Genomic DNA, 6,309 nt, shown 5'->3' on the forward strand with positions numbered 1-6,309 from the left:
ATCGCCGGAATCTTCTGTCGTAATGTTTTTTCTCCTTCTCCATTTCCTTCTCCTCCTCCGGTTGCTTTCGTTAGCTGTATTCTATCACTTTGGCGTGTCTACTTTTTATACTAACTTCAAATTCCGCCGGAAGATGGTAGAAATCAACGTCTCCCACTGCAGCCCCACGCCGGTCGCTGGGCCCTCTTCCGCAGCCAATACAGACCTGCTTGACAAAGAACGGCAGACTTTTTCAGCAGGAATGCGTTAAACTGGAAGTATCACACCACATTTTGGGCGGAGGGACTGCAATGAGTCTTTACTTTAAAAAAATCAGCCTGCAGGACAGCAGTATAAAGCTGCCGGAAATGAATTTTTATGTTCTTCCCGGAGAAATTACCGCGCTCTATATAGACACAGAAATTCAGCAGGGGCTGCTCCGGGTGCTGGAGATGCGCGAAACGCCGTATACAGGCAGCGTATTCATCAACACGAAGGAACTTTCCAAAAAAGAAGCCCGAAAACATATCGGCTATTTCCAAAAAGAGTTCGGCCTTTACGAACGCCTGACGGTAAAGGAATGGCTCACTTTCTGGCGGAGAATTTACCGTAGTCCGCGTTCAGTAGCAGGCGCCTCCCGGCAGGTCCAGCTCGAGTCCCGGCTTTTCACAAAAATCAGTGCCCTGTCTTTTTCCGAAAAGAAAAGGCTGCAGTTTTGTCTGCTGCTGTTTCAACAGCCTGACATTATCATTATGGAGGAATGGGATCAGAACCTGGACGTGGAATCGAAGAAAATTCTTCTGCCATTACTTCACGACCTGAAAAACGAAGGGGCGGCTGTACTTGTTCTGACAGCCAACATGGAAAGCGCGCTCACCTGTGCAGACAACGTCTATCAAATCAGCAGCGGAAAAATCACGAAAATACATACAGAAGATAAGGAACCGGAACCGGAAGATGCGGCCGGCCTGACGTTCACCAAAATTCCTGCCAAAATAAACGAGAAAATCATCTTATTCAATCCGCCGGAAATAGACTACATTGAAAGTCGTGAAGGAAAAGTCCTTCTCTATATAAACAATGAAGAATTTCCGTGCAGTTTTACACTGATGGATCTGGAGAAAAAATTAAAAAACTACGGTTTTTTCCGCTGTCACCGTTCCTATATTGTCAACCTCCAGAAAGTGAGGGAAGTCATCACCTGGACAAGAAACAGCTTCAGTCTCGAACTGGACGACGCAGGAAAAAACACCGTTCCTCTCTCCAAAAGCAAAATGGAGGAGCTGAAAGAAATGCTCGGGCTGAAATAACTCCGTTCACCCTTCAGTACGCACCATTCGGCGGAATAATAATGCCGGTTCCCCCGGATATGCTTAAACTAAAAGCAGATCTTAAAAGGAGGAACGGCCTATGGAACCTATTATTAAAGTAGAAGGACTTTCAAAGTATTTCGGCGGGGCAAAGTCATTGGATAACCTGAATTTTCACGTAGGAAAAGGAGAAATTTTCGGCTTTCTCGGACCGAGTGGAGCTGGGAAAACGACAGCGGTTAAAATTTTAACCGGTCAGCTGCGGTCAACCTCCGGCAGCGCTGCAGTGTTCGGGGTGGAGGCGGAGCGTATCAACACCCCTCAGCACTTAAAGCGTATCGGCGTTATGACGGACAACAGCGGATTGTATACCCGCCTCAATGTTTACGAGAATTTAAAGTTTTTTGCCAGTCTGTATGGAATTTTCCAAGCAGATAAACGAATCGATACAGTACTGGAAATGGTGGCACTGCAAGAAGAAAAGAAAAAACAGATTAGTAAGCTTTCCCGGGGAATGACGCAGCGGGTCATTCTTGCAAGGGCGCTTCTTCATGAGCCGGATCTCCTTTTCCTGGATGAGCCGACAGCGGCTCTGGATCCAGCAAGTAAACGCCATATTCACCGCGGCCTGCAGAGACTTAACGCCCAGGGAACGACAATTTTTATGACGACACACGACATGGAAGAAGCAGAGCATCTCTGCGGAAGAATTGCTTTTCTTTATGATGGCGCCGTGCAGGAGGAAGGTTCTCCTCAGCAGATACGCCGGAGTTATGCCGATAATACGTTTACGATCGAACTGCGGAATGGCGAAAAGCACCGCGTGTCAAAAAGTGCGGCCGGGGCGGAAACAGCTGCCGCTCTATTAAAGACAGACGAAGTAGCCTCGGTCTACCCGAACGATCCGACACTCGGGGACATATTCGTGCAGATGACAGGGAGGGAACTCGTATGACATTCTCACTCGGCAGAATTTACGCTATTTTTAATAAAGACATGAAAGACTTGTCAAAAAACATGTTTGTTTTATCGACAGCACTTATGCCGCTGTTTTTCGCCTTTTTATTCGGGAGGGGAGAAACCGTTCCCCTGGAAATCCACTTTCTCGTGATTAACCTGACTTTAACGGCAGTGGCGGTGTTCGTGCAGGCTTCCCTGATCGCCGAGGAAAAAGAAAAAAATACGCTGCGCACATTGATGATGTCGCCGGCAGGCACGATGGAAATTTTGATCGGAAAAAGCCTCGTCACTGCTTTTTTGACGATCGCCACGTTGATCATTTGTATGCGTATTACGGGCTACGTTCCGGAAAACGGTCCGGTCGTCTACGCCGGACTGGCTCTTGGCATCATTTTCTTTTTAACACTCGGCACACTCATGGGACTGCTGACGCGTTCTCTTATCGAAGCATCCGTCGTGGCGCTTCCGGTGTTGTTTTTGTTCGGCATGGGTAATTTGTTTGTAGAGTTTTTTCAGGAATACGAGTTTCTGTCCGTTCTCGACTACCTGCCGAACTTTCAGCTGGAACTGCTCGCAGCCGAGACAGCAGCCGGTGCCGGATGGGCGGAAACGGGAAGTATTTTCCTCGTTTTAACTGCCTGGACGGTTGCAGCAGCCGCTGCAGTTATTGCTGCCTACCGTTATAACATGAAGGATAATTAAGTACAAAGCTGCCTGAAAACAGGGCAGCTTCTTTTTGTTTCAGCCTGTGAATTTGTCCGAACGTTATAGAAATTCAATGCGGTGATCATCCGTTTTCCTGGGAAATAGTCAGGGTATATACAGGAAAAAAGCCTCAATTATCAGAAAAAGCAGAATGAAACCGCCTTCAACGAATGGAAATTGTGAATTTGCTTTGCTTATTTTCACGTGAGGAGTTAAAATGAAGGGCATATGAGGCAATTTTGAAAGAGCATAGGGAGGGTTCATGTATAATGACAACGATTGATAAGCAGAACTTAAGCAGTGTGAAAGCACAGGATTCTGAAGTGTACGCAGCAATCGAAGCTGAGCTGAAGCGCCAGCAGGATAACATCGAGCTGATTGCATCCGAAAACTTCGTATCCAAAGCAGTGATGGAAGCCCAGGGATCGGTACTGACAAACAAGTATGCTGAAGGTTATCCGGCAAAGCGGTATTACGGCGGCTGTGAACACGTAGACGTTGTAGAAAACATTGCCCGTGACCGTGCCAAAGAAATTTTCGGAGCGGAACATGTCAACGTACAGCCGCATTCCGGAGCGCAGGCAAACATGGCTGTATACTTCGCCTTTCTGGATCAGGGCGATAAAGTACTCGGCATGGATCTGAATCACGGCGGACACCTCACGCACGGCAGCCCGGTGAACTTCAGCGGGAAGCAGTACGAGTTTGTCGGTTACGGTGTGGAAGAAGATACCGGGAGAATTAACTACGATACAGTACGCGATATGGCCGTGGAACACAAGCCGAAAATGATCGTAGCCGGAGCCAGTGCCTACCCTCGGGAAATTGACTTTAAGAAATTCCGTGAAATTGCTGACGAAGTCGGTGCCTACCTGATGGTGGACATGGCTCATATTGCCGGACTTGTCGCGGCCGGCGAGCACATGAACCCGGTACCATACTCGGATTTTGTCACGACGACTACGCACAAAACACTGCGCGGACCGCGTGGAGGCATGATCCTTACAAAAGAGGAATACGGAAAGAAAATTGATAAAGCGATTTTCCCCGGCCTTCAGGGCGGACCACTGATGCACGTCATCAGTGCAAAAGCCGTATCGTTCGGCGAAGTACTTCAGGATGACTTTAAAACGTATTCCAAGCAGGTACGCAAAAACGCCGTTGCGCTTGCGGAATCTTTAACTGCGAACGGTATCAATCTCGTGTCCGGCGGAACAGAAAACCATCTCGTCCTGCTCGATCTCAGAAGCCTCAACCTGACCGGAAAAGTCGGCGAAAAAGCCTTGGATGAAGTAGGCATAACGACGAATAAAAATGCAATTCCTTTCGATCCGGAAAGCCCGTTCGTAACGAGCGGTATCCGCCTTGGAACAGCAGCAGTAACATCCCGCGGTTTCGTGGAAGAAGATCTGAAGGAAGTCGGCCGTATCATGGCAGACGTTCTGAAAGATCCAGAAAACGAAGAAGTGCTCAAAAAAGCTGCGAAAGAGGTAGCAGACCTGACAGCAGCTCACCCGATGTATACAGATCTTTAATACGCAGCATTGTCCCGGAATTCGTTCCGGGACATTTTTTATACGAAGGAGGAAGGCGTTCTCTTTCCGTTCTCCCGCGATTGAAGAAAACTGCGCAGGGAAAAAGAACAAAATGTAAGCGTACTGCCCGGCTGAACTTTCACAAAAGTTCAAGTGAAAAAGAGAGGGTTTTGAGGTGTTATAACGGTTGACTCAAACATAAAAGCCTTTGTACCAAGGGTTTTATGTTTTTATCGAACGATCTGCGTTCTGTTATTAAACCATCTTTCTTTCGCACGAATTTGCTTGCTTAAGCGTGGGAAATTCGGTAGAATCAGCAAAGGATAAAGAACATGAGGAGCGTGGTTGCTGTGGCAAAAGTATACGTTTTTGATCACCCGTTAATTCAGCATAAGCTGTCGTACATTCGAAACGAACAGACCGGAACGAAAGAGTTCCGCGAACTGACAAACGAAATAGCCGGGCTGATGGCCTTTGAAATTACGAGAGAACTGCCGCTTCAGGAAGTGAAAGTCCAGACGCCGGTTGCCGAAGCAACGTGCAAAACGATTGCCGGGAAAAAACTCGGCATCGTACCGATTCTTCGTGCAGGCCTAGGCATGGTGGACGGCATGCTCGAGCTGATCCCCGCAGCTAAAGTTGGACACGTCGGCCTCTACCGGGATCCGGAAACATTGAAGCCTGTGGAATACTACGTGAAGCTTCCAAAGGATACGAGCGAACGGGAGTTTATCGTCGTCGATCCAATGCTCGCGACAGGTGGATCGGCGATCGAAGCGATCAACGTCATGAAAAAACGCGGAGCCGTGAACATCAAGCTGATGTGTCTTGTCGCAGCACCGGAAGGCGTGGAGCTTATGAAGGAAGCGCACCCGGACGTAGACATTTACCTTGCCGCGCTCGATGAAAAACTGAACGAAAAAGGCTACATCGTTCCTGGTCTCGGCGATGCCGGTGACCGTCTCTTCGGAACAAAGTAAATAAAAACCGGCCCACTTTATAAAAGAGGTGCGGAAAAGAAAGGTTCAGGGGATCCCTGAACCTTTCTGCTGTTTTGAGAGGGGATAAAAGCCGAAAAGCACCAACCTGATGACCTTTCGCAGAAGAAAAGCGCTTCTGCGTTCTGCTTTGACCGGTAAAGGGATGTTTCGGTGGTGGGATACAGTATAATTCTACCAACGTACGGCGGAATATGAAGTTAGTATAAAAAGTAGACACGCCAAAGTGATAGAATACAGCTAACAAACCCCCCGGAGGAGGACGAGCGGATGGAGAAGGAAAAGAAGTATTACGACAAGGTGTTCCGGAAGTATGTCGCGAAGCTGGTAGTCCAGGATGGACGTCGCCCGGCAGATTTGGAACGGGAGCTCGGCATTTCCTACAGTTCCCTGATGCGCTGGGTCAAAGCCTATAAAGACGAACAGTGGGAAGCGGAACGAAGCCGACAGAGCGGCCTGACAACAGCGACCGAATATGAAAGCCGGCTGGAAGCGTCGGAAAAAGCCCGGCGGGAGTTGGAAGAGGAAGTCGCTATCTTAAAAAAAGCGCTGCACATTTTCACGGAAGACCCGGAAAAATAGCGTTGTTTCAGTTTATCGAAACGCACGCGGACGAACACCGCGTGGTGAAGATGTGCGAGGTACTCCGGGTGTCCCGTGCCGGCTATTACCGGTACGTCCAGCGGAAGACGGACGGTCCCTCTTCGAGGGAAAAACGACGGAGGGAACTGGAACGGGCGGTCCGGCGGATCTTTCTGGAAAGCCGGGAAACCTACGGCAGCCCGCGGATCCATGCCCGTCTGCTTCAGGAAGGGTGGATCG

General features: G+C 48.9%; 8 protein-coding genes. All 8 read left to right on the forward strand.

Annotation, left to right across the window (positions count from 1 at the left end; translation table 11 throughout):
* Positions 1–250 (forward strand): hypothetical protein (locus C6Y45_RS17915; RefSeq protein ID WP_218017837.1); only part of this gene is annotated, 250 nt, incomplete at its 5' end.
* Between the two features lie 40 nt (positions 251–290).
* Positions 291–1,289 carry a LytTR family transcriptional regulator DNA-binding domain-containing protein gene (locus C6Y45_RS17085; protein ID WP_107586435.1) on the forward strand — a complete coding sequence of 333 codons (999 nt, stop codon included), beginning with the start codon at positions 291–293 and terminating at the stop codon, positions 1,287–1,289.
* A 100-nt stretch (positions 1,290–1,389) separates the two neighbouring features.
* Positions 1,390–2,244 (forward strand): ABC transporter ATP-binding protein, encoded by an 855-nt coding sequence (locus tag C6Y45_RS17090; RefSeq protein ID WP_107586436.1) that lies wholly within the window; start codon positions 1,390–1,392, stop codon positions 2,242–2,244.
* The gene (locus C6Y45_RS17095) at positions 2,241–2,951 is read left to right on the forward strand and encodes an ABC transporter permease (protein ID WP_107586437.1); all 711 of its coding nucleotides are present in this window, start codon (positions 2,241–2,243) and stop codon (positions 2,949–2,951) included. Before C6Y45_RS17090 ends, C6Y45_RS17095 begins: the two co-directional genes overlap by 4 nt.
* Positions 2,952–3,223: 272 nt before the next feature.
* Positions 3,224–4,489 (forward strand): serine hydroxymethyltransferase, encoded by a 1,266-nt coding sequence (locus C6Y45_RS17100; protein ID WP_107586438.1) that lies wholly within the window; start codon positions 3,224–3,226, stop codon positions 4,487–4,489.
* A gap of 350 nt (positions 4,490–4,839) precedes the next feature.
* Positions 4,840–5,469 carry a uracil phosphoribosyltransferase gene (gene upp / locus C6Y45_RS17105; RefSeq protein ID WP_107586439.1) on the forward strand — a complete coding sequence of 210 codons (630 nt, stop codon included), beginning with the start codon at positions 4,840–4,842 and terminating at the stop codon, positions 5,467–5,469.
* A 288-nt stretch (positions 5,470–5,757) separates the two neighbouring features.
* Positions 5,758–6,069, forward strand: a complete 312-nt coding sequence (locus tag C6Y45_RS17110; RefSeq protein ID WP_107586440.1) for a transposase — start codon at positions 5,758–5,760, stop codon at positions 6,067–6,069.
* 2 nt (positions 6,070–6,071) lie between these two features.
* Positions 6,072–6,309, forward strand: a 238-nt coding sequence (locus C6Y45_RS17115) for an IS3 family transposase (protein ID WP_146159195.1), incomplete at its 3' end; no start/stop codon positions are given.

Source organism: Alkalicoccus saliphilus (assembly GCF_003044065.1).
GTDB lineage: Bacteria > Bacillota > Bacilli > Bacillales > Salisediminibacteriaceae > Alkalicoccus > Alkalicoccus saliphilus.